The organism is Mesorhizobium sp. P2_E9, assembly GCF_056403815.1.
In genome coordinates this window covers 591,431-617,448 of record NZ_JBFUET010000001.1, presented here as the reverse complement: position 1 = coordinate 617,448, position 26,018 = coordinate 591,431, and the positions used below count along the sequence as shown (strand labels likewise).

The 26,018-nt window shown below is 61.6% G+C and carries 30 protein-coding genes and 3 tRNA genes; 12 read left to right on the top strand and 21 right to left on the bottom strand.

Features of this window, described 5'->3' with window-relative positions; translation table 11 throughout:
* A partial coding sequence (gene tuf / locus AC1D05_RS03265; protein WP_477438097.1) for an elongation factor Tu occupies positions 1 to 1,020 on the bottom strand: 1,020 nt, incomplete at its 3' end.
* Between the two features lie 293 nt (positions 1,021 to 1,313).
* Between tuf and AC1D05_RS03260 the strand changes: the two genes are divergently transcribed.
* On the top strand, positions 1,314 to 2,201 hold the full coding sequence (locus tag AC1D05_RS03260; RefSeq protein ID WP_477438095.1) for a DMT family transporter: 888 nt from the start codon (positions 1,314 to 1,316) through the stop codon (positions 2,199 to 2,201).
* Between the two features lie 113 nt (positions 2,202 to 2,314).
* On the top strand, positions 2,315 to 2,452 hold the full coding sequence (locus AC1D05_RS03255) for a hypothetical protein (RefSeq protein WP_477438093.1): 138 nt from the start codon (positions 2,315 to 2,317) through the stop codon (positions 2,450 to 2,452).
* Between the two features lie 62 nt (positions 2,453 to 2,514).
* On the opposite strand, the gene AC1D05_RS03250 is transcribed toward AC1D05_RS03255, so the two are convergent.
* On the bottom strand, positions 2,515 to 2,772 hold the full coding sequence (locus tag AC1D05_RS03250; protein WP_477438091.1) for a GlsB/YeaQ/YmgE family stress response membrane protein: 258 nt from the start codon (positions 2,770 to 2,772) through the stop codon (positions 2,515 to 2,517).
* A 130-nt stretch (positions 2,773 to 2,902) separates the two neighbouring features.
* Between AC1D05_RS03250 and AC1D05_RS03245 the strand changes: the two genes are divergently transcribed.
* The gene (locus AC1D05_RS03245; protein ID WP_477438089.1) at positions 2,903 to 3,361 is read left to right on the top strand and encodes a YidB family protein; all 459 of its coding nucleotides are present in this window, start codon (positions 2,903 to 2,905) and stop codon (positions 3,359 to 3,361) included.
* A 92-nt stretch (positions 3,362 to 3,453) separates the two neighbouring features.
* Here the strand turns inward: AC1D05_RS03245 and AC1D05_RS03240 are convergent, their stop codons facing one another.
* The 3 genes from AC1D05_RS03240 to AC1D05_RS03230 all read right to left on the bottom strand — a co-directional run bounded on the left by AC1D05_RS03240 (position 3,454) and on the right by AC1D05_RS03230 (position 4,288).
* Positions 3,454 to 3,966, bottom strand: a complete 513-nt coding sequence (locus AC1D05_RS03240) for a hypothetical protein (RefSeq protein WP_477438087.1) — start codon at positions 3,964 to 3,966, stop codon at positions 3,454 to 3,456.
* Between the two features lie 73 nt (positions 3,967 to 4,039).
* Positions 4,040 to 4,113, bottom strand: a tRNA-Gly gene (locus tag AC1D05_RS03235).
* Positions 4,114 to 4,203: 90 nt separating this feature from the next.
* A tRNA-Tyr gene (locus tag AC1D05_RS03230) sits at positions 4,204 to 4,288 on the bottom strand.
* A gap of 198 nt (positions 4,289 to 4,486) precedes the next feature.
* Here AC1D05_RS03230 and AC1D05_RS03225 point away from each other — a divergent pair.
* Entirely contained in the window at positions 4,487 to 5,335 is an 849-nt protein-coding gene (locus AC1D05_RS03225; protein ID WP_477438085.1) for a TrmH family RNA methyltransferase, read from the top strand.
* A 119-nt stretch (positions 5,336 to 5,454) separates the two neighbouring features.
* On the opposite strand, the gene AC1D05_RS03220 is transcribed toward AC1D05_RS03225, so the two are convergent.
* Genes AC1D05_RS03220 through gcl form a run of 3 tightly spaced genes read right to left on the bottom strand, consistent with a single transcriptional unit; the run spans position 5,455 to position 9,063 of the window.
* The gene (locus AC1D05_RS03220; protein WP_477438083.1) at positions 5,455 to 6,432 is read right to left on the bottom strand and encodes a 2-hydroxy-3-oxopropionate reductase; all 978 of its coding nucleotides are present in this window, start codon (positions 6,430 to 6,432) and stop codon (positions 5,455 to 5,457) included.
* A 41-nt stretch (positions 6,433 to 6,473) separates the two neighbouring features.
* Positions 6,474 to 7,271, bottom strand: a complete 798-nt coding sequence (otnI, locus tag AC1D05_RS03215; protein WP_477438081.1) for a 2-oxo-tetronate isomerase — start codon at positions 7,269 to 7,271, stop codon at positions 6,474 to 6,476.
* Positions 7,272 to 7,281: 10 nt separating this feature from the next.
* Complete coding sequence (gene gcl, locus AC1D05_RS03210) at positions 7,282 to 9,063, bottom strand: glyoxylate carboligase (RefSeq protein WP_477438079.1); 1,782 nt, start codon at positions 9,061 to 9,063, stop codon at positions 7,282 to 7,284.
* 214 nt (positions 9,064 to 9,277) lie between these two features.
* Here gcl and bhcR point away from each other — a divergent pair, with 214 nt between their 5' ends.
* Entirely contained in the window at positions 9,278 to 10,099 is an 822-nt protein-coding gene (bhcR, locus tag AC1D05_RS03205) for an HTH-type transcriptional regulator BhcR (RefSeq protein WP_477438077.1), read from the top strand.
* Here bhcR and AC1D05_RS03200 read toward each other — a convergent pair whose 3' ends face one another.
* Complete coding sequence (locus tag AC1D05_RS03200) at positions 10,100 to 10,459, bottom strand: hypothetical protein (RefSeq protein ID WP_477438075.1); 360 nt, start codon at positions 10,457 to 10,459, stop codon at positions 10,100 to 10,102. It abuts the gene before it with no gap.
* A gap of 122 nt (positions 10,460 to 10,581) precedes the next feature.
* Between AC1D05_RS03200 and AC1D05_RS03195 the strand changes: the two genes are divergently transcribed.
* The gene (locus tag AC1D05_RS03195; protein WP_477438073.1) at positions 10,582 to 11,007 is read left to right on the top strand and encodes a hypothetical protein; all 426 of its coding nucleotides are present in this window, start codon (positions 10,582 to 10,584) and stop codon (positions 11,005 to 11,007) included.
* Positions 11,008 to 11,080: 73 nt separating this feature from the next.
* Here AC1D05_RS03195 and AC1D05_RS03190 read toward each other — a convergent pair whose 3' ends face one another.
* The 3 genes from AC1D05_RS03190 to AC1D05_RS03180 form a co-directional block, all read right to left on the bottom strand.
* Positions 11,081 to 11,386 carry a BA14K family protein gene (locus AC1D05_RS03190; RefSeq protein ID WP_477438071.1) on the bottom strand — a complete coding sequence of 102 codons (306 nt, stop codon included), beginning with the start codon at positions 11,384 to 11,386 and terminating at the stop codon, positions 11,081 to 11,083.
* 189 nt (positions 11,387 to 11,575) lie between these two features.
* Positions 11,576 to 11,782: a hypothetical protein gene (locus tag AC1D05_RS03185; RefSeq protein WP_477438069.1), complete on the bottom strand. Its 207-nt coding sequence runs from the start codon at positions 11,780 to 11,782 to the stop codon at positions 11,576 to 11,578.
* Between the two features lie 175 nt (positions 11,783 to 11,957).
* Complete coding sequence (locus AC1D05_RS03180) at positions 11,958 to 12,125, bottom strand: hypothetical protein (protein WP_023768610.1); 168 nt, start codon at positions 12,123 to 12,125, stop codon at positions 11,958 to 11,960.
* A 157-nt stretch (positions 12,126 to 12,282) separates the two neighbouring features.
* On the opposite strand from AC1D05_RS03180, the gene AC1D05_RS03175 reads away from it, so the two are divergent.
* A tRNA-Thr gene (locus AC1D05_RS03175) sits at positions 12,283 to 12,358 on the top strand.
* A gap of 73 nt (positions 12,359 to 12,431) precedes the next feature.
* Here the strand turns inward: AC1D05_RS03175 and AC1D05_RS03170 are convergent.
* Both AC1D05_RS03170 and AC1D05_RS03165 read right to left on the bottom strand, forming a co-directional pair.
* Positions 12,432 to 13,001 (bottom strand): DUF2569 family protein, encoded by a 570-nt coding sequence (locus AC1D05_RS03170; protein WP_477438067.1) that lies wholly within the window; start codon positions 12,999 to 13,001, stop codon positions 12,432 to 12,434.
* A 125-nt stretch (positions 13,002 to 13,126) separates the two neighbouring features.
* Positions 13,127 to 13,741: a TetR/AcrR family transcriptional regulator gene (locus AC1D05_RS03165; protein ID WP_477438065.1), complete on the bottom strand. Its 615-nt coding sequence runs from the start codon at positions 13,739 to 13,741 to the stop codon at positions 13,127 to 13,129.
* Positions 13,742 to 13,832: 91 nt separating this feature from the next.
* Here AC1D05_RS03165 and AC1D05_RS03160 point away from each other — a divergent pair, with 91 nt between their 5' ends.
* The 5 genes from AC1D05_RS03160 to AC1D05_RS03140 are packed head-to-tail and all read left to right on the top strand — an operon-like array spanning position 13,833 to position 18,397.
* Positions 13,833 to 14,924, top strand: coding sequence for a polyamine ABC transporter substrate-binding protein (locus tag AC1D05_RS03160; protein ID WP_477438063.1), 1,092 nt, complete (start codon positions 13,833 to 13,835; stop codon positions 14,922 to 14,924).
* A gap of 13 nt (positions 14,925 to 14,937) precedes the next feature.
* Complete coding sequence (locus AC1D05_RS03155) at positions 14,938 to 15,789, top strand: ABC transporter permease (protein WP_477438061.1); 852 nt, start codon at positions 14,938 to 14,940, stop codon at positions 15,787 to 15,789.
* 1 nt (position 15,790) lies between these two features.
* Positions 15,791 to 16,573 carry an ABC transporter permease gene (locus AC1D05_RS03150; RefSeq protein ID WP_477438059.1) on the top strand — a complete coding sequence of 261 codons (783 nt, stop codon included), beginning with the start codon at positions 15,791 to 15,793 and terminating at the stop codon, positions 16,571 to 16,573.
* Complete coding sequence (locus tag AC1D05_RS03145; protein ID WP_477438057.1) at positions 16,570 to 17,634, top strand: ABC transporter ATP-binding protein; 1,065 nt, start codon at positions 16,570 to 16,572, stop codon at positions 17,632 to 17,634. The genes AC1D05_RS03150 and AC1D05_RS03145 overlap by 4 nt, the downstream gene beginning before the upstream one ends.
* Position 17,635: 1 nt before the next feature.
* Positions 17,636 to 18,397: an MBL fold metallo-hydrolase gene (locus tag AC1D05_RS03140; RefSeq protein WP_477438055.1), complete on the top strand. Its 762-nt coding sequence runs from the start codon at positions 17,636 to 17,638 to the stop codon at positions 18,395 to 18,397.
* A 2-nt stretch (positions 18,398 to 18,399) separates the two neighbouring features.
* Here the strand turns inward: AC1D05_RS03140 and AC1D05_RS03135 are convergent, their stop codons facing one another.
* The 7 genes from AC1D05_RS03135 to AC1D05_RS03105 all read right to left on the bottom strand — a co-directional run bounded on the left by AC1D05_RS03135 (position 18,400) and on the right by AC1D05_RS03105 (position 25,867).
* Complete coding sequence (locus AC1D05_RS03135) at positions 18,400 to 19,056, bottom strand: TetR/AcrR family transcriptional regulator (RefSeq protein WP_477438053.1); 657 nt, start codon at positions 19,054 to 19,056, stop codon at positions 18,400 to 18,402.
* A gap of 138 nt (positions 19,057 to 19,194) precedes the next feature.
* Positions 19,195 to 20,622: an amidase gene (locus tag AC1D05_RS03130; protein WP_477438051.1), complete on the bottom strand. Its 1,428-nt coding sequence runs from the start codon at positions 20,620 to 20,622 to the stop codon at positions 19,195 to 19,197.
* A gap of 91 nt (positions 20,623 to 20,713) precedes the next feature.
* Complete coding sequence (locus tag AC1D05_RS03125; protein WP_027057058.1) at positions 20,714 to 21,748, bottom strand: extracellular solute-binding protein; 1,035 nt, start codon at positions 21,746 to 21,748, stop codon at positions 20,714 to 20,716.
* A gap of 39 nt (positions 21,749 to 21,787) precedes the next feature.
* Positions 21,788 to 22,588 (bottom strand): ABC transporter permease, encoded by an 801-nt coding sequence (locus tag AC1D05_RS03120; RefSeq protein WP_477438049.1) that lies wholly within the window; start codon positions 22,586 to 22,588, stop codon positions 21,788 to 21,790.
* Entirely contained in the window at positions 22,581 to 23,501 is a 921-nt protein-coding gene (locus AC1D05_RS03115; protein WP_477438047.1) for an ABC transporter permease, read from the bottom strand. Before AC1D05_RS03115 ends, AC1D05_RS03120 begins: the two co-directional genes overlap by 8 nt.
* 3 nt (positions 23,502 to 23,504) lie before the next feature.
* Positions 23,505 to 24,587 (bottom strand): ABC transporter ATP-binding protein, encoded by a 1,083-nt coding sequence (locus AC1D05_RS03110; RefSeq protein WP_477438154.1) that lies wholly within the window; start codon positions 24,585 to 24,587, stop codon positions 23,505 to 23,507.
* A 356-nt stretch (positions 24,588 to 24,943) separates the two neighbouring features.
* A complete protein-coding gene (locus AC1D05_RS03105) occupies positions 24,944 to 25,867 on the bottom strand; it encodes a hypothetical protein (protein WP_477438045.1) in 924 nt (307 codons plus the stop codon).
* Positions 25,868 to 26,018: the final 151 nt, after the last annotated feature.

Below are 26,018 nucleotides of genomic sequence, written 5' to 3'. Positions count from 1 at the left end.
CGACACGATGCCGGTCACGTCCGTCGTGCGGAAGTAGAACTGCGGACGGTAGTTGGTGAAGAACGGCGTGTGACGGCCACCTTCGTCCTTGGTCAGGATGTAGGCTTCGGCCACGAACTTCTTGTGCGGCTTCACCGTGCCCGGCTTGGCCAGAACCTGGCCGCGCTCGACACCTTCACGATCAACGCCACGCAGCAGCGCGCCGATGTTGTCGCCAGCCTGGCCCTGATCGAGCAGCTTGCGGAACATCTCAACGCCCGTGCAGGTCGTCTTGGTCGTCGGACGGATGCCGATGATCTCGAGTTCCTCGCCAACCTTGACAATGCCGCGTTCGACGCGGCCGGTCACGACCGTGCCGCGGCCCGAGATCGAGAACACGTCTTCGATCGGCATCAGGAACGGCTTGTCGAGCGGACGAACCGGGGTCGGGATGTAGGCGTCGACCGCTGCCATCAGCTCGCGGATCGCGTCTTCGCCGATCGTCTTGTTGGAATCTTCAAGAGCAGCCAGCGCCGAACCCTTGACGATCGGAATGTCGTCGCCGGGGAACTCGTTCTTCGACAGAAGCTCGCGAACCTCGAGCTCGACCAGTTCGAGCAGCTCGGCGTCGTCGACCTGGTCGACCTTGTTCAAAAACACAACGATCGACGGCACACCAACCTGACGGGCAAGCAGAATGTGCTCGCGGGTCTGCGGCATCGGGCCGTCGGCGGCCGACACGACCAGGATCGCGCCGTCCATCTGCGCGGCGCCGGTGATCATGTTCTTCACATAGTCGGCGTGGCCGGGGCAGTCGACGTGGGCATAGTGGCGGTTGGCCGTCTCGTATTCGACGTGAGCCGTCGAGATCGTGATGCCGCGTGCCTTCTCTTCCGGCGCCGCATCGATCTGGTCGTAGCGCTTGTACTCGCCAAAATACTTCGTGATCGCCGCCGTCAGCGACGTCTTGCCATGGTCAACGTGACCAATCGTGCCGATGTTCACATGAGGCTTGTTACGCTCGAATTTACCTTTTGCCATAGTCTCTTTCCTTGGACGGCCTTGACCTTCAGTTCAGTCGAATGCGGGGCGATTAGCGACAAAGGCCAAAAAACACAAGCGTCTTTTGGCCGGGTGCCGTCTCGCTCAGTCTGAACCTGGGATCCGATTGCGGGGATGTGGCGCTGATATAGGAAGGCGATGGGTGAAATGAAATGGGTGACAGGCCGATCGATCGAGGCCTGCATTGAGTGCTCTTGCCGCCAATCCCTGTCTGGATCACGGCCAGTTGATGGCCCATTGCGGCGGCCGCCGAGGTCTGATCTCCTGATCCCATGCATTTCATCCCTGCCTCGATCCGCGGCCCGCTGTTCATGATCGTCTCGACCGGGTCGTACCTGGTCAACGACACGATGATGAAACTCGCAACGGCAGGTCTGCCGTCCTACGAAGTGCTGTTCCTACGCGGGGTCGCGGCAACGCTCTGGGGCTTCCCGCTGCTGTTCCTGCTCGGCTACGGCAAACAGATCCCGCTGATCTTCGACGGCCATGTGCTGCGCAGGAACCTGCTCGAGATGGCGGCGATCCTTTGCTACGTCGTGGCGCTCGCCAACATGCAGATTGCGGATTCCACAGCGCTCGGACAAATCACGCCACTCCTGATGCTGGTCGGTTCGTCGATCCTGTTTGGCGAACGCATCGGCGGCCAGCGCATGGCGCTGATCGGGCTCGGCTTCATCGGCGCGCTGATGGTGGCGCAACCGACCATGCAAGGCATATCGGTCTACGCGCTGCTGGCGCTCGGCAACGCCACACTGGCAGCCGCGCGTGACCTTGCCGGCCGGCGTGTGCCGGCAGAGGTGCCAGGGATGATCGTGGCGATTTCCGCCGTGGTGGTGGTATTGATCGGCGCCGGTGCCGCGCATCTGGTTTCCGAGCGCTGGGTCATGCCCGAGGCGCGCCACCTGCTGCTGATGGCAGGCGCCGGGTTTTTCCTGATCTTCGGCCATTTCTTCATCTTCATGGCCTATCGCATCGGACCTACCAGCGCGGTGGTGCCGTTCTACTACTGCTTCACCGTCTGGGCGGTGATTTCGGGCCTGCTGGTGTTCGGGCAGTTCCCCAATGCGCTGGCTGTCTGCGGCATCCTGCTGGTGGTGGGCAGCGGGCTGACCATCGTATCGCTGGATCAGCGCAAGCGTAGGCTGACCGTCGTCGCGTAGCATCGCCATCCGAGCGCCCGTTTCTGCCGTTGCCGAGGCCAGATTGATCGTCTATTCGGCGATATATCGTCTATCCGACGATGCCGTGATCAATCAGCCAAGGGAGTTTCCCCATGACCGATTTTGACCAGAACAAGAACTCCGACGCCGAGCACAAGGCCGCCATTCGCAAGTCGCTGGTCGGCTGGGCGGGGTGTATCGCCGGAACGCTGAACTTCTTCGCCGCAGCCGATGCGGTGCTGATGCCATAGGCAAGCCCGAAGCCGGTCCTGCCTCAGCGAAAATCCGAAACTTCAGATCATCCGGCTGACGCTTAGAGCGTCCGGCGTCCGCTGAACTGGTGGTAGGCCCACAGCACAACTATCGCGCCAACCACTGAGACGATCAGGCTGGAGATGTTGAGACCGGTGACACCCACGCCAAAAATCTGGCTGCAGATCACGCCGCCGACGATGGCGCCGACAATGCCGAGCACGATATCCATGAGCAGGCCCTGACCGGTCTTGTTGACGATCTTGCTGCCCAGGAAGCCGGCGATGGCGCCGAGAATGATCCAGCTGATGATACCCATTTTTTCCTCTCCATCCCTCGCCAGCCCGACATTTTCATATGATTGTCAAAACCTCAAGCCAGCTTGAAATTCCGCCCGATTGCGCCATTGTTGAAGACGGGCTGGGCTTGGTTGAGATGGAGGATCCACTATGGGACTTTTTGACAACGCCGTTCCCGGCGGCAACATCACCAAACCGCTGATGATCGCGCTCGGCGCGTTGCTGGTCGGAAAAATGCTGAGCGGCAGAGGCGCCGAACAGCCGGATCAAGCGCCCGCGCCAACCGAGCCAACTCCTGCCGGGACCACCGCCAGCGACGGCGGCCTGCTCGGCGGTCTGGGCGGCCTGCTCGACAAGCTCAGGGATGCCGGTCACGGCAACACCGCGGACTCCTGGGTCGGCACCGGGCAGAACCAGTCGATCAACGCCAATGATCTCGGAGCAGCACTTGGGCCGCAGGTCATCCGCGAGATCGCACAGCGGACCGGAATGGACGAGGGGGAACTGCTCAAGCAGTTGTCCACGGCTTTGCCAGGCATCGTCGACAAGCTGACGCCGAACGGCCAGGTACCACAGCAGCACCAGGTGGCATCGGCGTTCAACAGCTGACACGACAGGACATGATCGGAATCGGAGCGCTGCGCACATTGCGCAGTGTTCCGGCGTATAGGTCAAAAAGCTGGGCGAATCCTTCTGCGCCTTTACGCCTTGAACCCCTCAACGTCGATTTCTTCGATGAAATTCTGCGGATTCGCACGCAGAGCTTTGATAACTGCCAACCATATCCTGTAGACCACTTCGTACCATCTACGAGTAGCCTCAAAGTCCAGCAGCTCTAGCCTGGCGTGGCCCAAGCCGTCTGGCGATACCCCGAAGTGTCGACAAGCGTCATATATATCGATGAACTTTTCGAATTCGTCCGTACTGACGTCCGTCACGCCGTGCTGGATTACGAAACGCTTCCAAATGGCTTTTGGACTGGCAGACTTCCCAGTTAGCGGCGCCGGATCATTCTGTCCAAGCAACTGAGAAACGCTCAGACCTAAGGTCGCGACGATGAAAACGCATCGCTCAACCAAGTTTTCGGTAGCTTCCTTGTCTTGACGATAATTTGCAGCGAGTTCGTTCCAATAATGCCGCGCTTGTAGCAGCGCATACAACTGGAGGTTGGTGCTGGAAGTGCCGTCCGTGTTTATCGAATAGTATGGCCTCATCGCTCCCCCAGACGGCCGATGATCTAAAGCATTGTTTCGATGGCCGCGATCATCGCTGTGTTAAGCGGTTGTCTGGAGCGGGTAGCGGGAATCGAACCCGCATATTCAGCTTGGAAGGCTGCTGCTCTACCACTGAGCTATACCCGCGCCTTGTACTGAAGTATCGGATACACCCGAAAAGCGCCATGCGCTTTTCGTCTCCGATGCTTTTACGTTTCAGGGCTTCCGGGCCGGCAGTGGTGGAGAGGGTTGGATTCGAACCAACGTAAGCTAAGCTAACGGATTTACAGTCCGTCCCCTTTAACCACTCGGGCACCTCTCCAGTCTGCCGCCGGAGCCATGCAACGAGGCATTCGCGCCAATTCGGACCCGAGTTGTGTCTTCTCCGAAACCAGCGAAGCGCCTTATGGCGGCAAGCCCTTTGGGTGTCAACCGCGCAGGAAGGCTTTTTCGATGTTGTTCGCCGGCTGCGGCGACAGGGCATATCCTTGGCAACGGGAGACAGCTATAGAAGCCGGCCATGAGCAACAAGACAAACACCCCGAAAGATACCCATTACGCCAATCTGCGCCGCGCCTTTCGCGACGAGAAAAGCGGTGGCGCACCGGCATTCAAGCCACGCCAACCCGTTCCGCCCGGCGAGAACGCTGCCGACGGCCTGGTGCGACTTTATGGCCTGCACACGGTGCGGGCGGCGCTCGACAATCCGCGCCGCAAGATCCGGAAAATGCTGGTGACGCGCAATGCGGCCGAGCGCCTCGAGATAGCCGATCTCGCCGCACTGCCCTTCAAGGCCGAACTGGTCGAACCCAGAGACATCGACAAAATCACCGGCTCGGACGCCGTGCATCAGGGCGTGCTTATCGAGGCGGAGCCGCTGAAGCCCAAGCGCCTCGACGCGCTTGGCGACACCAAGCTGGTGCTGGTGCTCGACCAGGTCACCGATCCGCACAATGTCGGCGCCATCCTGCGCTCGGCGGTCGCCTTTGGCGCCGGCGCGCTGATCACCACCGCGCGCCACAGCCCGCAGGAATCGGGCGTGCTGGCGAAATCGGCCTCAGGCGCGCTGGAACATATCGACCAGATCGAGGTGAAGAACCTAGCCGACGCGCTCGGCCAGCTGCACGAGGCCGGCTTCCGCACAATCGGGCTTGATTCGGACGGCCCGGCCGAACTCGAAAAGAGCTTTGCCGGAGAAAAGATCGCGCTGGTGCTGGGGGCCGAAGGCAAGGGCCTGCGTCAGAAGACGCGCGAGACGGTGACGACGCTGGCACGGCTCGACATGCCCGGCGTCATCCGTTCGCTCAACGTGTCGAACGCCGCGGCGATCAGTCTCTATGCCGCACGGGCCTTCCTCAAGCACGGCTAACCGGAAACAGCAGACTGTTTGCTGCAAACGAGAAACGGGTCCCGGCGACAGACGCCGAAACCCGTTCTTCGACGGTCAAGAGGTGGCGGCTTGGGAACGTTGCGCCGCCCTCTCCCGACCTATGCTGCTTTGCCCCGGGCTTCGGCCGCTTCGCCGCCGACCTCGAAATTCGCCATCCGCTCCAGCGCCCTGACCAGAGCCGAGTGATCTTCCTTGGCGCCGCCATTGGCGGCGCAGGAATTGAACAGTTGCTGCGTGGTCGAGGTGTTGGGCAATGAGACGCCGAGCGCTTTCGCGCCCTCCAGCGCCAGGTTGAGATCCTTCTGGTGCAGTTCGATGCGGAAGCCTGGCGCGAAGGTGCGCTTGACCATGCGCTCGCCATGCACTTCGAGAATGCGCGAGGCTGCGAGCCCGCCCATCAGCGCCTGTCTGACCTTGGCCGGGTCGGCGCCGGCTTTCGAAGCAAAAACAAGTGCTTCGGCGACGGCTTCAATGGTCAGCGCGACAACGATCTGGTTGGCGACCTTGGTGGTCTGGCCGACACCGTTGGGGCCGACCAGAGTGATGTTCTTGCCCATCTTCTCGAACACGGGTCTGGCGCGTTCGAAGGCCCTTTCCTCGCCACCGACCATGATGGTGAGCGACGCCGCCTTGGCGCCGACCTCGCCGCCCGAAACCGGCGCGTCGAGGTAATCGCAACCGAGATCGTTGATCTTCTTGGCGAAGGTCTTGGTCTCGATCGGCGAGATCGAGCTCATGTCGATGACCAGCTTGCCCTTGGACAAGCCGGAGGCAACGCCGTTGTCGCCGAACAGCACATCGGCGACCTGCGGCGTGTCGGGCACCATGGTGATGATGATGTCGGTCGCCTTGGCCACGGCCGCATGGCCGGCGGCTGTTTTCAGGCCCTTGGCGACGAGATCGGCGGGTGGCTTGGAGCGATGATCGCTGGCGATGACCTTGTAGCCGGCATCCAGCAGATGCCCCGCCATCGGCGCGCCCATGATGCCGAGGCCGATGAAACCGATGGTTTCCATTGTGGTTCTCCGTCTTTTGTTAGGTCGCGTTCTGTCGCGCCCCCCTCTGTCCTGGGACATCTCCCCCACGTGGGGGAGATTGGCAGCTTCCGCGCCGGCTTCTACGCCGCCGCGCTGCCCTGCCCGGCCAGGTCCCGGAACCAGCCCAGCCCTGCCTCGGTACCTGCCTTCGGCTTGTATTCGGCGCCGATCCAGCCGGAATAGCCGATGCGGTCGATGTGGTCGTAGAGGAAGGGATAGTTGATCTCGCCCGTTCCCGGTTCGTGACGGCCGGGATTGTCCGCAAGCTGGATATGCGCGATGCGGCCGAGGTTGGCCTCGATTTTACGGGCGAGATCCCCCTCCATGATCTGCATGTGATAGATGTCGTATTGCAGGAACAGGTTTTTGGAGCCGACGCGGTCGATGATCGCCAGCGCCTGGTCGGAGTAGTTGAGGAAGAAGCCGGGAATGTCGCGGGTGTTGATCGGCTCGATCAACAGCTTGATGCCGGCCTGCTCCAGCTTCTCCGCCGCGAAGGCGAGGTTTTCGGCAAACACATCCTCAAGCACCTTGCGGTCGGAACCTGCCGGCGCGATGCCGGCCAGACAGTTGACCTGCTGGCAGCCGAGCGCCTGTGCATAGGTGATTGCCTTGGCGATGCCTTGACGAAATTCCGGCACGCGGTCCGGCAGCACCGCAATGCCGCGCTCGCCCTTGCCCCAGTCGCCGGCCGGCAGATTGAACAGCACCTGTGTGAGGCCGTTCTTCTTCAGCCTCGCGGCCACCACCTCGGGCGCATGATCATAGGGACCGATATATTCAACGCCCTTGAAACCCGCGCGCGCCGCGGCGTCAAAACGATCGAGGAAATCATGCTCGCCAAAGAGCATCGACAGATTGGCTGAAAAACGCGGCATTCTTTTTCTCCTAATCCAGCATCACGATCGCGGTCGGCGCATCTTCCTGATGTTCGGCAAGGTCCTCGAATTCGGTGATCTTGTCGATCTCGGTGCCCATCGAGATGTTGGTGACGCGCTCGAGGATGAATTCGAGCACGACCGGAACCCGATGTTCCTTCATCAGCCGCTGCGCCTGCTTGAAGGCGCCGGCGAACTCTTCGGGTTTCCGCACCCGAACCGCCTTGCAGCCCATCGCCTCGGCAACGGCGACATGGTCGACGCCATAGCCGGCCTCGGGATCGCCTGACCGGTTGATGTTCTCGAAGGCGAGGCTGACCTCATAGTCCATCGCAAAACCGCGCTGCGCCTGGCGGATCAGGCCGAGATAGGCGTTGTTCACGACGACGTGGATGTAGGGCAGCTTATGCTGGGCGCCGACCGCCAGTTCCTCGATCATGAACTGGAAATCATAGTCGCCCGACAGCGCCACGATGGTGCGGTCCGGATCGGCGGCGCGAACGCCGAGCGCTGCCGGCAACGTCCAGCCGAGCGGGCCGGCCTGGCCGCAATTGATCCAGTTGCGCGGCTTGTAAACATGCAGGAACTGCGCACCGGCGATCTGCGACAGGCCGATCGTGGTGACATAGGTGACGTCGCGGCCAAACGCCTTGTTCATCTCTTCATAGACGCGCTGCGGCTTCAGCGGCACCTGGTCGAAATGCGTCTTGCGCTTCATCGTCTTCTTGCGGGCCTGGCATTCCTTCGCCCAGCCCGACCAGTCACGCAGTTTTCCGGCCGTCTTCCATTCAGTGGCGACGTCGAGCAGCATCTTGAGTGCCGCACCCGCGTCGGACACAACGCCGAGATCCGGCGCGAAGACACGGCCGATCTGCGTCGGCTCGATGTCGACATGGATAAATTTTTTGCCCTTGGTGTAGACGTCGACGGAGCCGGTGTGGCGGTTGGCCCAGCGGTTGCCGATGCCGAAGACGAAATCGGCCTCCAGCATCGTCGCATTGCCATAGCGGTGCGAGGTCTGCAGGCCGCACATGCCGGCCATCAGCCGGTGGTCGTCGGGGATCGCGCCCCAACCCATCAGCGTCGGGATGACCGGCACGCCTGATATTTCCGCGAACTCGATCAGCAGGTCCGTTGCGTCAGCATTGATGATGCCGCCGCCGGCGACGATCAGCGGCTTCTCGGCCGCGTTGAGCATGGTCAGCGCCTTTTCGGCCTGGGCGCGCGTCATCGCCGGTTTGAACGGCGTCAGCGGCTCATAGGCCTCGATGTCGAACTCGATCTCGGCCAGCTGGACGTCGACCGGCAGGTCGATCAGCACCGGACCGGGCCGCGACGAGCGCATGAGATGAAATGCCTTCTGCAGCGCCATCGGCACGAGATAAGGCTCCATGACGGTAACAGCCCATTTGGCAACCGGAGCCGCGATGGCGGCGATGTCGACGGCCTGGAAATCCTCCTTGTTCAGCCGGGCACGCGGCGCCTGGCCGGTGATGCAGAGGATCGGGATCGAATCCGCGGCGGCCGAATAAAGCCCGGTGATCATGTCGGTACCGGCCGGCCCCGAAGTGCCGATGCACAGACCGATATTGCCCGCCTTGGTACGAGTATAGCCTTCGGCCATGTGCGAGGCGCCCTCGACGTGGCGGGCGAGAACATGGCGGATCGTGCCCCTCGCCTTCAGCGCCGAATAGAGCGGATTGATCGCAGCACCCGGCACGCCGAAGGCGCAGGAAATGCCTTCCTTTTCGAGAACGAGAACCGCGGCATCGACAGCGCGCATCCTGGCCATTTTCCAGCCCTCCACAGGGTTTGTCATTGTTGGATGGCCGAGAATGTCAGCAAGCCAGCTATTTTTCAATTTTTTCAGAATATTTTTTCATTTCTAGAAAACGACGGCTATACGTTGATTTTATTGGATTTTCGGTTTTCCAGGAATTCCCCTTGCCGCGCGAGTGAAAAACTTTTTCATTGCTTGTTTGGGGAAATCGGCGAAACTGGGCGTCATGGAAACCACTGAGAAACGACAGCGCGGTCGTCCGCGCGCTTTCAACGGACCTGCCGAGGCCAGTTCGGTGCAGTCGCTCGACCGGGCCTTGCGCATCCTGGCCATTGTCGCCGAGGGCAGCGGCCTGTCGTTGAGCGAGATATCGGCGCAGAGCGGCCTTGCCGCCTCTACCGTCTACCGCATGCTGACGACGCTGCAGAACCACGGCATGGTCGAGTTCGACACATCGGACCAGTTGTGGTCGATCGGCGTCGAGACCTACCGCATGGGCGCGGCGTTCCTGCGCCGCCGCAAGCTGGTCGACCGTGCCCGTATCGTCATGCAGGAGCTTATGGAAAGAACCGGCGAGACCGCCAATCTCGGCGTCGCCGAGGATGACTGCGTGGTGTTCGTCAGCCAGGTCGAGACACACCAGGCGATCCGCGCCTTCTTCCGTCCGGGCACGCGCAGCCCTTTCCATGCGTCCGGCATCGGCAAGGCGGTGCTGGCGCATCTCGAACCGGAGCGCGTCGGCACCATCTTGCGCAAGGCCGGCCTGCAGCGTTTCACCGACAAGACGCTTTCCGACATTTCCGCCCTCGCGCATGATCTTGCAACGATCAAGCGGCGCGGCTGGTCGGTCGATGACGAGGAGCGGCACCCCGGCATGCGCTGCGTGGCGGCCGCCATCTTCAACGAGTTCGGCGAACCGATCGGCGGTGTCTCGGTATCGGGGCCGACCGTGCGGGTGACGCCGGAGCGGCTGGCGGAGATCGGACCGATGGTGCGCAGTGCCGCGGCCGAGGTGACCAGGATGATCGGCGGCGTGCAAGCCGGCTGATCAGCCTGCCCCGGGCAGCGCACTCCTGGTCGCGATATCGAAGAAATCGAGCAGGATCGCCATGCCGACGCCGCAAGCGGTGAAGATGAGGCCGGCGATGAAGATGCGGTTGGCGCGTTCGTAGACGCGCCGCTGCAGCGATTTGATGTCGAGCAGCAGCGCCAGCGCCCGCATCTGCAAGGCAATGCCGGCCAGGATCGGCAGCACTGCGACAAGATGGTAGGCCCGCCACGGGATCGGGTTGGCGGCCCAATGGGTGATGAAGCCCAGCGAAAATGCCAGCAGGATGCCGACAGTGGTGACGGTACCGTTGCGGAAAACCGTCTCGATCAGCTCTTCCCCGGGTTCCTGCTCGTCCAAGCCACCCTCCCTCAACCGGGCCATCGGGATAAACTAGACGCTGCGAAAATCGCTGTATAGCGCCCGCCTGATTGGATTTCACCGCCTTGCCGTGGCGTTCGAATGCATGCGAAAGGGCGCGAATGAGGAAAACGGTTCAGCTTCTGCTTGTCGCTTCGCTTTACGGATGTGTGGCGACGACACCTCGACCCGATGCCGGCGACCAGCGCGTCAATCCCATTCCGTTCTCGCTGGCGCTGGAAGAGGTCGTCACGGCCGGTGTCCGCCAGCGCCTGCCGGATCCGGCCTCCGCCAGGTTCGGGACGATCCTCGCCGGCGAGCGAACGCTGAGCGGCCGCCGGGAAATCGTGGTCTGCGGCACCGTCAGCGCCAAGACGCCATCCGGGGGCGCTGACAAGGCGTTTGTTGCCAAGGTCTACCCGGATGCCGGAAGCAGCTTCGATCTCGTCGCGATGAGCGACACTACGGAGACGAGGCATATCGTTGGCAGCACCTGCAGCGCCGCCGGATTGCCGATCGCCGATCCCAGCCCGAAGACGCAACTGTAAGTCTCTGCGAAAAAAGCAAAAAGGGGCCCGCGTGAGCCCCTTTTTCTGTTGCTGAAACAATCCTCCTCCCCTCTCAGAGCCGGCAGTAGTGGCTGTAGCCGTCGTGACCGATGTAGGTGTCGGAGTCCGGATCGTAGCTCGAGTAGCGATCGAAGCAGCGGCGGACGTGCCAGGAACCGCCGTCTTCGTCGACATAGACGGTCCGCGGCGGCTGCTGGGCGAGCAGGCTGCCAAGGACAAACCCGCCGACGCCGGCGGCGATGCCGATGCCGAGGTCGTGGTGATGCGAATGAGCCGCCGAAGGCTGAACGGTGCCTACCAGCGTGGTGGCGGCGACGGTGGTGGCGATGAGGCCGGAAACGAGTGTGCGCTTGAACATGATGATCTCCTTGCTTCGTTGACCGAGGCGATCCATCCGCCTCTTGATCATCTGTCGTCGCGGCACCGAAAAAGGTTCGAAGCTTTTTTGATCTTTTTTTGCCGAGATGCGGTCGGTTCCCGGCGGTGGGCCACGGAGAACGCAAAAAGGGCGGCCGAGGCCGCCCTTCGAACACGACAGGCCTTGGCATCAAAAGATGATGACCACCCCGCCATGGTGGTGATGATGATGGTGATGATGGTGATACCACCAGTAGTCGCCATAGTCGTCGTCGTAGTCGTAGTGATGATGGTGATGATGCATTCCGTAAGCCGACGAGGTCTGAACGGTGGCGGCCAGTGCGCCTGTAGCGACGAAAACGGCTACGAGGGCGGAAGTGAGCATGCGCTTGAACATGATGATCTCCTGGATCCTTGACCGAGACGATCATTCGCCTCTGGAGATCAGTCGGCGTGGCCTGTCGAAAGGTTCGAAAGGTTGAGGAGATTTTTTCGGCGGGGCAGTAGGCAGTAGTGAAACGGCACCATGCCGATACGAACGATGCAATTCCTATTCCCTACTGCCTATTCCCTCATCCCATGCCCGTGACATGGCGAAGCCAGAAGGCCAGCGCGATGAAGCCGATGATCGTGGTCACGCCGGTCCAGTCGACATTGGCCTTCTTCACATCACTGATGAGCTTCACCAGCAGCATCCAGGCGATGACGACGATGGGGAGAATGATGACAAGCCTGATCATGCGACACTCCAGTCCGAAGCGATTGCACCTCACCATGATGTAGGAAGCGTGCCCGCGGATTTCAGCATGCGCATCCGCAGCGTCATCCACCGCCGGGGTAACCGAAAACGGAGTTTTGTCTTTACTGGCGCAACAAATATGCTAACCGGAGCGCCGTGCCCTTGTAGCTCAGCTGGTAGAGCAGCGGTTTTGTAAACCGAAGGTCGGCGGTTCGATTCCGTCCGGGGGCACCAGCTCTGACGGACGATTCCCCGACAGTCCAATCTTCCGAGCGCACTTCCCAATGAGGCACTCGCTAGCTGGTCCCTATGAGGCACTCGCTGGCTGGGTAGATAGGTTCGTCCTGGTGAACGTATTGCGCACCCTGACGGACCTGTAGACATAAGCGACCCAGATGCCTGTCCCAACAAACGAGGCTATCGGGGCCGCCAGCGCATCGCCTGCGAGCACTTGGCTCACCGAAGCGCCCAGAATTGACGCGATCCAGATCGTGTCCAGGACAAAAACGACAGGGATCGCAAGCCACTGAAGCAGAAACAATTGCGGGAACCGGTGGCTTCGCCGCAGCATCGAAACGAGCACGATCAGCTGAAGTGCCAGAAATGCCAGATTGAGAGCAACCTCGCCATACACCGCCAGCGGCCCATTCGAGAGGGTCATGAGTTGCTGGTAGCCGTCGGCCGAATTGGCGAAGTCGGCGAGTGTACGCATCGGTGACAATGCCTGACCGATAGCCAGCAGCATCAACCAGCCCCCGAAGCCCGCAAGAGCTTCGGGATTCTGAGACGGCTTCGCGGCCGATCGAACGGCAAAGAAAACAGGCACGCCGATCAACAGCAGCAATATTGCCCAATGCCAGATTGAAAACGCCCCCATCTATCTCTCCCCTTCTAATACCCCCATAGGTTGTATCAGATTTCAAACTCAACTCAAGAGCTGAGCCTCGCGCAAAACAGCGTTTATGCCGAAGCGACGATCTCTCCTGTCTGCTCCTGACAGCCTCACACCCCAATCGCCGCCACCAAAATCCTATTCTGCCGGCGTATCGCCGCGCGCAGCTCCGGCATCTTGGCCTCGTCGCGCTTCACGAATTCGATGAACATCATGTTCATGTTGTTGAAGATGAGTTCGCCGAGTGCTGTCCCGTCGATGTCCTGGCGTACCAGGCCAAGCTCCTGCAGCCGGGCGATCAGCGCGCGGATCTGTTCGGTGAGTGAACGGTCGAGCGCGGTGTAGGCTTGGCCGAACGGGCTGTCGGGCAGTTGTGTCGAGATCGCCATGGCCTGCCGCCACATCTCCTTGCTGAGATAGTGCAGCGAGTGCTCGATATAGATGCCGATCAGCGTGTCCAGCGCATCGCCGACATTGGCCGGCGGCCTGGCGACGACGCCGCGCCCGGCGTTGAGCACCTCGTTGACTTCCAGCGAGACGATGGCGCCGAGGATGTCGCCCTTGTTCTCATAGTAATTGTAGATCGTGCCGATCGACACTTCCGCCTGCGCGGCGATCGCCTCGATCTTGGCGCCCTCATAGCCGGCCTCGCGGAAAAGCTCTGCCGCCGCCTCGATGATGCGCCTGTGCCGGTCCGCCTTTTGCCTTGCCCGCAATCCGCTCATATCAGCCTCTTGCCACAAAAACAGAATTGACTCAATTTTAGAATTGGTTCAATTTTTTGCAAGAAGCCACAAAGGCAAGGGAGAACACTCGATGTCCGTCAAATCCGCATCCGGGAATCCGCTTTCCGTCCTGAAGCGCCATCTGCACGCCGCCTGCGCCGCCACGGCAGTGCTGCTTGGGGCCGGCAGCCTCGCCGAGGCGGCCGACCTCAACGCGCTGATCTGGTGCGACCATTCCGACCCGGCTCTGCTGCAGCCCTTCGAGGAGGCCAACAATGTTAAGGTCAACGTCAAGGAATTCGAGGGTACCGGCGCGGGCCTCGCCATCGTCGAGCAATCGCAGCCCGGCGACTGGGACGTGATGGTAATCGACTCGATCGACGTGCCGCGCGGCGTCGAAAAGGGCCTGTTCGAGCCTTTGCCGGAAGACAAGCTGCCGCTGGCCGACCTCTTCCCGCAGGTGAAAATGGACGGCTCGACCGTGGTCGGCGGCAAGCGCTACGGCATCACAGAAAAATTCGGCTACAACACGATCGGCTACAACAAGACCAAGGTCGATCCGGCCGACATGCAGTCCTTGGCGTCGCTGACATCAGACAAGTACAAGGGCAAGGTCGCCATCTACGACTATTATCTGCCGGTCATCGGCATGGCCGCGCTCGCCATCGGCAAGAAGACGGCGGAGCTGACCGAAGCCGACCTGCCCGCCCTCAAGGACGAGCTGCTCAAGATGAAGGCCAACGCCAAGCTGGTCGGCGAAGTGACCGCCAGCCAGACGGCGCTCGCCACCGGCGAGGTCGACATACTGGTCGGCGGCGGCGAATGGGTGACGGCGGGGCTGGCCAAGGAAAATCCGGCGCTGGACTTCTCGATCCCTAGGGAAGGCGCGGTGCTGTGGTCGCAGTCGCTGGCCATGTTCAAGGAGTCCAAGAACAAGGATCTGGCGCTGAAATTCATCCAGTACATTATGAGCCCGGAAGGCCAGGCGCGGCTTGCCACGTCCTCCTGCTATTGGGGCATGCCCGCCAACACCAAGGCGGCGCTAACCGACGACCAGAAGAAGATCCTGCGCTTCGATGAGCAGCCGGGCTTCCTTGCCCGTGCGCAGGCCTATCCGGCGCCGAATGCCGACCTCGACAAGAAGATGCAGGACATGTGGACCGAAATGCTGCAGGCGAAATGATCGGCAGCCGCTGGTGAGCTCAACCAGGAACAGCCGCGCGGGCCGCGCCCTGCCCTGGGCGCTGGTCACGCCGGCGCTCGGCTGGACGTTGCTGTTCTTCGTGCTGCCCTTCATCGCCATGGGGTTTTCCAGCCTCACGGCGCATGAGGGCGGCGGCTTCACGCTCACCAATTACAGCCAGTTCTTCACCAACCCCTCCTACTGGCAGGCGATGGTGAACTCGTTGCAGGTGACGGCGATCGTCACCGTGGTCTCGGTGCTGCTCGCCTACCCCTTCGCCTGGATCCTCGCCGAACAGGTGCCCGAACGCTGGCAGCGGCTGGCGCTGATGCTGGCCGTGCTGCCGTTCTGGACATCCTATGTCGTGCGTTCTTATTCCTGGCTGCTGGTGCTGGCGCAGAACGGTGTCATCAACCGCGCGCTGACCGGTTCCGGCCTGATCGCCGAGCCGCTGCAGCTCGCCAACACTCGGCTAGCCACGGTCACCGGCTTCGTGCATTTCTTCGTCATGCTGCTGACGCTGACGATTTTCGCCAATCTCAAGCAGCTCAGCCCGAGCTACCGCAAGGCGGCCGCCGATCTCGGCGCCGGGCCAGTGCGCACCTTGCTGCATGTCATCCTGCCACTGACCTTGCCCGGCATCATGGTCGGCGCCTTCCTCACCTTCGTGCTGTGCATCGGCGACTACATCACGCCGCAGATCCTTGGCGGCAACAACGAGCTTCTGATGCCGCAGCTGGTGATGATGCAGATCGGCCGGCGCGGCGATTTTCCCCTCGCCTCGGCGCTGTCGATCATCCTGATGGTGGTGGTCACCATCGCCTACCTCGCCTGCGCCCGCTGGCTGAAGATCGAGCGGGCCTGAGATGCGCCGGTTTGTCCGCCTCGCTTCCTGGCTCTACGCGCTTGCCGTCTACGGCTTTATCTTCCTGCCGGTGGTGGTGCTGGTGCTGTTTTCGCTGCAGGCGACCTCCTTCCCCATTCCGCCCTTCACTGGCCCGTCGCTGCGCTGGTACGAGGCGGTGCTCTCCGACGCGCGGCTGACCTCGGCGCTGGTCAATTCACTGATGGTCGCGGTGCTTTCCTCAGCCACCGCCGTCACGCTCGGCTTCCTCTCCGCCTGGGGCATTGCGCGCTTCGTGCTGCCGGGCTCGGGCCTGCTGCGCGGACTGATCACGCTGCCGCTGACGGTCAGCTATCTCATCATCGGCATGGGGCTGCTGGTGCTGTTCAACTGGGCCGGCGTGCCGAAATCGCTGCTTGCCGCCGGCATCGGCCATGTCGTGATCAACCTGCCGCTGTGCTTCGCCATCATCTACAGCCAGATGGGCGACCACCAGATCAACATCGAGCGCGCCGCGCGCGACCTCGGGGCGCCGGAATGGAAGGTGCTGCTTCTGATCACCGTGCCGGTCATGGCGCCCGCCATCTTCGCCGGCTTCTTCCTGTCGATGACCTTCTCCTGGGACGAGTTCGTGATCTCCTTCCTGCTGACCCGTTTCGACACCACGCTGCCGGTGGAGATCTGGAACCTGCTGCGTTCCGGCCTCAACCCGAAAACCAACGCGGTCGGTTCGCTGGTCTTCGCCGTCTCCATCGTGCTGGTCGTGCTGTTCGAACTGACATTGCTGCGCCGGAGAAAAGCATGACCGCCCCCTTGGTCGATATCCGCGCCGTGTCACACCGTTTCGGGCAGTTGGCGGTGCTGAAGAACGTCTCGCTGCGGATCGAGCCCGGCAGCTACACGATCCTGCTCGGGCCGTCGGGGTCCGGCAAGACGACGCTGTTGTCCATTCTCGGCGGCTTCGTCACGCCCAGCGAAGGCAAGGTGTTCATCCGCGGCGAGGACTGCACCGCGGTGCCGCCGGCGAAACGTCCGACGACGACGGTGTTCCAGGACTATGCGCTGTTTCCGCATATGAGCGTCGGCGGCAACGTCGGGTTCGGGTTGCGCATGCAAGGTGTCGACGGTGCGACGCGCGCCGCAAAAGCGCGCGAGGCACTGGCGCTGGTTGGTCTGGCTGCCGCCTTCGACAAGAAGCCCCACCAGCTTTCCGGCGGCCAGCGGCAGCGCGTCGCGCTGGCGCGTGCGCTGGTCATCGAGCCGGCGGTGCTGCTGCTCGACGAGCCGCTCGGTGCGCTCGATCTCAAACTGCGCCGGCAGATGCAGGACGAATTGAAGGCGATCCAGAAGCGCGTCGGCACGGCCTTCATCCATGTCACCCACGACCAGGAAGAGGCGATGGCGCTGGCCGACCACTGCGTGGTGATGAATGACGGCCGTATCGAGGACGAAGGACCGCCCGAGCGCGTCTATGCCAGGCCGGCGACGCGCTTTTCGGCCACCTTCATGGGCGAAAGCACGATCCTTGCCGGCAAGGTGGCGGAGGCCAAGGACAGGACGAGCACGGTAGAGACGCCGGCCGGAGCGGTTTTTGTGCCCAGCGCCTTGCCTGTGGGCTCGGCTGTTGCGCTCGCCATACGGCCGGAGCACCTCCTCCTCGGCAGGGCTGCCGGCACCGCAAGTCTCGGTATGGCGGAAGTAACCGACGTCGTATTTCAGGGCAGTTTCAAACGCGTGCTTGCCGTCTCGGTCGAAGACGCCTCGCTGCAGTTCATCGCCAAGCTGCCCGCATCGGCAACCGTCCAGCCCGGCGACACTGTGGCCCTTTCGTGCAATACCGACCAGATCATCGTTTTGACGGACTGAAATGGGAAACCTTCCGGCCATTGAGGCGCCAGACTGGTATGAGACCATCCGCATGGCCGATGGTGTCACGCTGATCCACGAGCCTTGGATCAAACCTTTCTTCCGCTGCAACATCTGGCATGTGCGCGGCCGCGACCGCGACCTTCTGTTCGATACGGGCCTAGGCCATTTCAGCCTGCGCACACATGTGCCCTTGGTCAGCGAGCGCAAGCTCACCTGCGTCGCCAGCCATACGCATTTCGATCACATCGGCTGCCATCACGAATTTCCCGACCGTTGCGTGCACCGGGCCGAGGCGGGAATCCTCGCCGACCCGCGCAACGAATGGACGGTGGCCGACCGCTATGCGACCGACGACATGTTCGATGGATTGCCGCAGGGCTGGGAGTCGTCCCGCTACCGGATCCTGCCCGCCCCGGCCGATCGCCTGCTCGACCATGGCGACGTCGTCGATCTCGGCGACCGCACCTTCGAGGTCGTCCACACACCCGGCCATTCGCCAGGCGGCATCGCGCTCTACGAGGAGAAGACCGGCATCCTGCTGTCCGGCGACATCATCTACGACGGCCCGTTGATCGACGACGTCTACCATTCAGACATCCCCGACTATGTCGAGACGCTGCTCGCCATGCGCGAGCTCGATGTCTCGATCGTGCATGGCGGCCATTTCCCGAGCTTCGGCAAAGTGCGCTACCGCCAGTTGATCGACGAGTACCTGGAGCAGAAACGCCAGGCCGGCTGCCATCTGCGGCAGAGTCCCTAAAATCAACGCATCAGTTCGAAATGTCGCGGAAATGCCTGATGCAGCAGCAGCAGCATGGTCTTGCGCAGCACATTGGTGTCACGGCTCGAAGGGTTGAGATGATCCCAGTACCATGCGCCGTGAACCAGGTAATTCAGGCTCTCCGACAAGGTGTCTATGTCGACGCCGGCATAGCCGCCGCTGTGCGAAATCTCGATCAGGAGTTCGCGGGCTTCGGCGGTGTAGGCGAGATCGCTCGGCAGGCCGATTTCATTGTAGATCTGCATGCTCTTGCGGTCGCTGGAGAAGACGACAAAAACGGAAACCCATTTCGGATGCTGCCTGGCGAAGCGCTGCGCGCATTCGACCGCGCCGAGTAGTCTTTCAACCGGCGACAGGCCCGGCGCTCGCACCAGCGTCACCCACAACTCGTCGTATCGATCGCTGAGGTACTGCAGGACAGCCCGGAACAGGTTTTCCTTGCTGCGAAAGTGGAAAACCACCAGCGCATTGGAGGAGCCAACATGTTCTGCGATACGCTGCATGGTGACGCTGGCCAGGCCTTCGTCAGCGATGAGATCGATGGTCGCATCGATGATCCGCTGGACGCTTGCTTCGCCACGCTCGCGCCGACGGTCTTTCGACACGGCATCGTTCGCCGAGCCCCTGCCCTCAGCCATCGTAGCCCTGCGTTTTTCGGCCGCGGTTGCCTCGCGTTGTGCCATTTTTCATCCGGCCTTTCGAACTGTCGGCGAGAATCCCCGGCTCACCATAGCCGACGCCGGAGATCAAGCACCAGTCGCAGACGCTGCCGTTGATCAAAGCGACGGACGTGTCTCGGCATTCCTGTACCACTGGCCCTGTGCCGTTTCATAGGCCAGCCCCGCCCGGAAGACATCGGCGTCGCAATAGGTGCGGCCGACGATCTGGATGCCTGTCGGTACACCGTTGGCGGCGCGGCCCGACGGTATGGTCAGAACCGGGCAACGGCTCAGCATGTTGAACGGCGTCGTCATCACCCAACCCAGTGAGGGGTTCACCTTTCTGCCGTTGATCTCGACCGTGTCCCTGGTCTGATCGAACTCCGCCGGCACCGCGGGCAGCGCATTTGTCGGGCAGATCAGCACGTCGTAGGTCTCCAGCAGCGGACCCAGCGTCTGGTACATCCTGGCCGCCACCTCCAATGTGGCGACGAAGTCAGCGGCCTTCGACCTCTGCCCATCCTCGGCGAACTGCCTGGCATAGCTGGTCATGTCCTTGCCGTGCTTCTCCAACAGTTGCGACAGAGAGGCGCCGAACAGGTGTTCGAGATAGGCCATGCCGGCCTTCAGCACCTCGTCGCCCCAGCCCAGGTCGACCTCCTCGACGGTGGCGCCAAGCGAACGGAAGACATCACAGGCGGCGAGCGTGTTCTTGCGCACGTCGGGATCGACTTCAAAGGAGCCGAGATCCATCGAAAAAGCGATCTTCCAGCCTTTGATCGGCTTGTAGTCGAGCGGCAGGCGCAGTTTGGGACGCAGCGTGGCGATGTCGAGCGGGCTCGGTCCGGCCATGACGTTCTGCAGCAGGATCGCATCCCTGACGTTTCGCGCCAGCGGACCGGTGTGGCAATAGAAGTCGAGGTTGAAGGGCGGCTCGTCCGGATTGCGGCCGTAGGGCGGTTTGAAGCCGACAAGACCGCAGGCCGAGGCAGGAATGCGGATCGACCCGGCAATGTCCGAACCGGTGGCGATCGACGATGTACCTGACGCCAGCGTTGCCGCAGACCCGCCCGACGACCCGCCCGGCGTGAAGTCCGGATTCCAGGGATTGCGGGTGACGCCCCACCGTTTCGACCAGGTATAGCCGGCGCAGCTGAATTCCGGCGTCGCCGTGCGCGCGTGCACGATGCCGCCTGCCTTGATGATGCGCTCATTGATGGTCGAGGTGTGGCCGCCAATGGCATCCTTAGACAGGAGCGAACCGTGCGATGTTGGCTTGCCCTTGATGTAGCTCTCGTCCTTGATACCGATCGGCAGGCCCTCGAGCGCGCCGGTTTTGGCGCCCTTGGCGTATTTCGCCTCGGCTTTCCTGGCCAGTTCCATCGCCTCGTCAAAATGCTCGAAGGTGAAGCAGTTGATCGTCGGCTTCGTCGCCTCGGCGCGATCGATGGTCGCCTGCATCAGTTCGATGGGCGAAAGGGTCTTTGTCTTGAACAGCCGCAGCGCCTCATGGGCCGGCATGTAGCAGAGGTCGAGATCGGTCATGAAAGTCTCCTGCGATCGCCGGATCGCCTTGGCTTGATGGATCGAGAGGTGGCCGCGCCGCATGTCGCGGCGCGGAAAACAACGGATCAGGCTATTTCTGCAGGTCGGTCCAGATTTTCGTGTAGAGCGCCTGCACATCCGGCGGACAGGCCGCCATGAACTGGCCCTTGGCGGCGAATTCGGCTGGCACGTTCACCTCCGGCGCGTCCTTCATGTCGGCCGGCATGAAGGCTTCCGAGCCCTTGATGCCGTTCGAATAGCGGGCGAAGGCCGAGATCAGGGCGGCATTCTGCGGATCCATGATGAAGTTCTGGAACAGCTTGGCATTGTCGACGTTCTTGGCGTCCTTGAGAACCGCGACGTTGTCCATCCAGATCGGATAGCCCTCCTTGGGATAGCCATAGACGATCTTGTCGTTCTGCAGCCGCTGGCGCAGCGAAATGCCGTTCCAGTTGACGCCGGCAGCGATGTCGCCCTTGCCCAGGCCGTCGACGGCGCCGTAGTCGAAGGACAGCCATTTCGCCTTGGCCTCGACCAGCTTGTCGCGCACCTTCTTCAGCAACACCTTGTCGTCGGTGCAATACTGGCCGCCTTCGTAGGCGATGGCGAGGAACATGATGTCACCCATTTCGGGCACGACGTTGATCTTGCCGACGAGTTCGGGCGGTGGGTCGAGGAAGATTGCCGACGTATTCACATCGCCCGAATAGACCGATTTGTTCACCGATATGCCTGTCGTGCCCCACTGCCACGGAACCGTGTATTTGCGGCCCGGGTCGAACGGTACATCGACCCATTTGGGATCGACGTTCTTGAAATTCTCCATCGCATTGGGATCGGTCTCCAGCAGCAGCCCTTCGCTGATCCAGATCGGCACGACACTGGCCGAGGGCACGACGATGTCGAAACCGGCGCCGCCCTGGCGGATCTTGGCGAGCGCGGTGTCGTTGGAATCGAAGTCGGTGACGGTGACCTTGACCTTGTAGGTCTCCTCGAACTTCTTGATCAGGTCGGGGTTGGTATAGTTGCCCCAATTGTAGATGTTGAGCTCGCCATCGGCACGCGCCACGCCCGTGACAGCCAGTAGCGATAGCCCGACGGCTGTCGCGGTCAGTTTCCAGTTCATGCTCTTGCTCCCATTGTTGGGACCGGCGGCGATGCGGCCTCAGGTCCGTTTCCTGCTGAAGAAAAAGAACGCCGTGACAATGCCGATCGACAGGACAAGGAAGACTGTCGAGATCGCATTGATTTCCGGCGTCACGCCGCGACGAATCTGGCCGAGCATGAAGGTCGGCAGCGTGTCCTGGCCGCCGGATTTGACGAATTCGGTGATGACCACGTCATCCAGCGAGACGACGAAGGCAAGCATCAGCCCAGCCAGGATGCCCGGCCAAAGCAGCGGCAGCGTCACATGCCGGAAGGCCTGCCATTTGCCTGCATAGAGGTCTGCCGCCGCCGTTTCGAGCGAGAGATCCATGCTTTCGAGCCGAGCACGGATCGGCAGATAGGCGAACGGGATGCAGAAGGCGGTGTGGGCTGCGATCAGGTATCCAAGACCCGAATAGCCGGTCCAGATCTTGATGCGCGAGAACACAATCAGCAGCGCCACCGCGGTGACGATCTCCGGCACCATCAGCGGCTGGTTGATGAAGGCGTATTTGAAGGTCAGCCCGCGATATGGCTTGGTCCGGGTCGTCGCCAGCGCCGCCATCGTTGCGGTGATCGTCGCCAGGATGGCGGCGACGGCTGCGATCTGGAACGAGCGAATCGAGGATTCGATCACCAACGTGTTGTTCCAGGCGACATGGAACCAGCGCAGCGAAAAGCCCTTCCAGATCGCGAGCGATTCGTTGTCGTTGAAGGCGAAGACGACGAGCGTGCCGATCGGCAGATAGAGAAGGAAGAAACACACCATCGCTATGGTGACGAAGCCGTTCTGCTGGCGGACATCGAAGCGCTTAACCATGGCTGCCATCCGACCTTGTCATGTTGCGGACGTAGAACAGCAACGCCACCATCACGATCGCCATCAGCGTGATCGACAGCGCCGCACCGAGCGGCCAGTTGCGCCCTTGGCCGAATTGCAGTTCGATCAGATTGCCGATCATCAGATTGGTGCCGCCGCCCAGCACGCGCGGCGTCACATAGGCGCCGAGCGAGGGAATGAAGACGAGGATGGAGCCGGCAACGATGCCCGGCGCGACCAGCGGCACGATGATGCGCCGCAACACCTGGAATCGCGTCGCGTACAGGTCGTAACCCGCCTCGATCAGCCGGAAGTCGATCTTCTCCATGCTGGCGTAGAGCGGCAGCACCATCAGAGGCAGGAAGACATAGACCATGCCGAGCAGGACGGCGAAGTTCGTATACATCAGCTGGATGGGATGATCGGCGATCCGCAGCAGCTGCAGCAGCCAATTGATGAGGCCATCATTGCGCAGCACCTCCTGCATGGCGAAGGTTCGGATCAAAAGGTTGGTCCAGAACGGGATGGTGATCAGGAACAACCAGATATCGCGCCGGTGTTCCGGTCGTGTCGCGATGAAATAGGCGGTCGGAAAGCCGAAGATCAGCGTTAGGATCGTGGTCATGGCCGACAGGGACACCGAGCGCCAGAAGATCGACAGATGCGCGCTGGCGAAGGACAGCGTGTCGTCGAAGACGTCTCGCTGAAGCAGCACGCTCACCCAGGCGTCGGTCGAAAACTGCCATTTCACGTCGCCGTAATTGCCTGGGGTCAAAAAGGAATAGACGACCACAATCAGCAGCGGCCCAAGCGCCGCGAGGAAGACGATCAGCAGCGCCGGCGCGGAAAGCAGCCAGCGCGAGCGGATATCGTTGCGTTCGGCCTTGTCGGCGATCTCGTTCGCGGTCGCCATGAACTAATCCTTCAGCAGCTGCGCGGCGACGTCGCCGATCTGAATGCCGACCTTGTCCCCGGCTTCGAAGCCGCAGCCGGCACAACGTGAATTCTGCTGGCGCACGATGAAGGGACCGCCGTCCGCCAGCCGGACATGGATATGCGTGTCGGTGCCGAAATAGACGACGGTCTCGACCGTGCCGGTCAGGTCGCCGGCGGCCTTGACGAGCCTGGCATGCTCGGGCCGCACCATCAGCGTCGCCTGGCTGCCCGGCTGGAAATCGCTGGCGGTGGTCGCGAGGATCCTTGCTCCCGAGCGCAGTGTGACCCGCGCCTTGCCATCCGCGGTGCCTTCGACCGTGCCGTCCAGGAAATTGGTCTCGCCAATGAAGTCGGCAACGAAGCGTTGCGCCGGGTGATCGTAGATGTCCCAAGGCGTGCCGACCTGCAGGATCTTGCCTGACGACATCACCGCGATGCGGTCCGACATCGTCAGTGCTTCTTCCTGATCATGGGTGACGAAGATGAAGGTGATGCCGGTTTCGTGCTGCAGCCGCTTCAACTCGATCTGCATCTCCTTGCGCAGCTTGTAGTCGAGCGCCGACAAGGGTTCGTCGAGCAAGAGCACCTTCGGCTGGGGCGCCAGCGCCCGGGCCAGCGCCACGCGCTGCTGCTGGCCGCCAGAAATCTGGCTGGTGCGGCGGCTCTTCAATTCCCCCATGTGGACGAGAGTCAACATCGCATCGACGCGCGCCTCGATCTCGGCCTTGGGCTTGCCCAGCATCTTCAGGCCGAAGCCGATGTTCTCGGCCACCGTCATGTGCGGGAACAGCGCATAGGACTGGAAGACGGTGTTGACCGGCCGCTTGAACGGCGGCAAAGGCGCAATGTCCTGGCCGTGGAGCAGGATTTCGCCGGCACTCGGAAAATCAAAGCCGGCGATCAGCCGCAACAACGTCGTCTTTCCGCAGCCGGATGGTCCCAGCAGTGTGAAAAACTCGTTCTCGCGAATGGAAACGGAAACCTCGTCGAGCGCCCTGACGGGCTCCTGGCCGGGTCCCTGAAAAGTCCTGGTGACGCCCTTCGCCTCAACGGCTGGCCGGATGGCTGTCAAGATATTCCCCTCTCCTGGTGGCCATTCACCGGCAAAGCCGGCTGGCCAACTCAATCCTCGAAGTCAGGAATAATTATTACTGAACATACAGTCAATATCTTTTTACGAATGCGGCTTGCTCCGCGATTGCGCTGATAATCCGCGCCCGAAGAGCATCCTGTTGCCGTCATGGCTGAAAACCGATGCGCCGGCGATTCCAAGCCCAGCGTGATCGCCATGGGCTTGCTGGGGGCGGGTCAGGTTGACGCGCCTTCTGCCGGCCGTGCCGACACTTTTCTACGGCAAACGCCAATTAGCAGGCGGTAAGGTGGGAAGCATTTGGACGGGGCCGGACCGAAGCCCGGACGTCAGTCGGCTGTGGCAAGCGATATCGTGTAGCGCGGCCCCGGATTCCTGTTTCGCTTTCGCCACGGCCTCAGACGATCTTTCAGTCTCGTTCGGACAACGGGCTTCTCGTAAAGCGGAGCCGGCAGGCCGGCGAGCGCGTAGTAGTCGTCCAGGATGCTGGTCTGCAGCAGACGCTGCTCCTGTGTGAAGAAGCTGAAATGCGCGGCGACCAGATCGCCGAAAACCCTGCCCGGCCGATCGAGCTTTGTCGGCAAGGTCGCTGACAGCCATTCCTCTTCATCATTTCCCGGCGGGTAGAAAAGCTCGCCGATCTCCAGGATATCCGAGCCGAAAAACCCGATCGCGTTGATCGAGAAGCGCCCCAGCCTGACGTCCCGGTCAGGCACGCGGAAATCACCCAGCCGGTTCGTCCGCACAGCCTCGATGAAGACGGGATGAAGCGCCTCGGGAAAGCTGGCATGTGCCCAGGAATAGGGGCACATCGCCTGGCAGGTAAGCGGCCCATCGATCAGAACCCTGGAAAGATTTTTAATCAAGCTGTTGCAGACAGCGTTGTTGATGATGAGCGGCGCATACCAGAGGGCCGCCCCCTTTTCCGCCATGGCCCGCGCCTTGAATCTGGGGAGAAAGCCCTCCTCCAGAAAAACCACGTCGTCATCAAGGCGCAGATAGAGAGCGTCGGCGTCGTCACAGAAGCGAAAGAACCTGCCGATGACGTCGATGGTGCCGTCGGCACTCGGAAGCGTCTTTATCTTGCAGCGCGGATCGCTGGCTGCCAATCGCTGGAGATAGGCGCGGTCGGCTTCGTTGCGGCAATTGTCCCACAGATGCCATTCATGCACCTCGGGACTTTTCAGAACATGGTGGCTGAGCAGGCGCAGGTACTTCTCGCGTCCGGCCGGCGTCACGACGATAAGTTTCATGGATGCGAGACCCTATGGTGGCCGCTTTTGCTCGACCGATCGATCAACGATATCGATAAAATAAATGTTCGGATTCTGAAGATTCCTCTAATCCATACAAAGACGATCAAAGCTACCAAAATATTTTGATCCAGCCAGCCGAAATACCTCG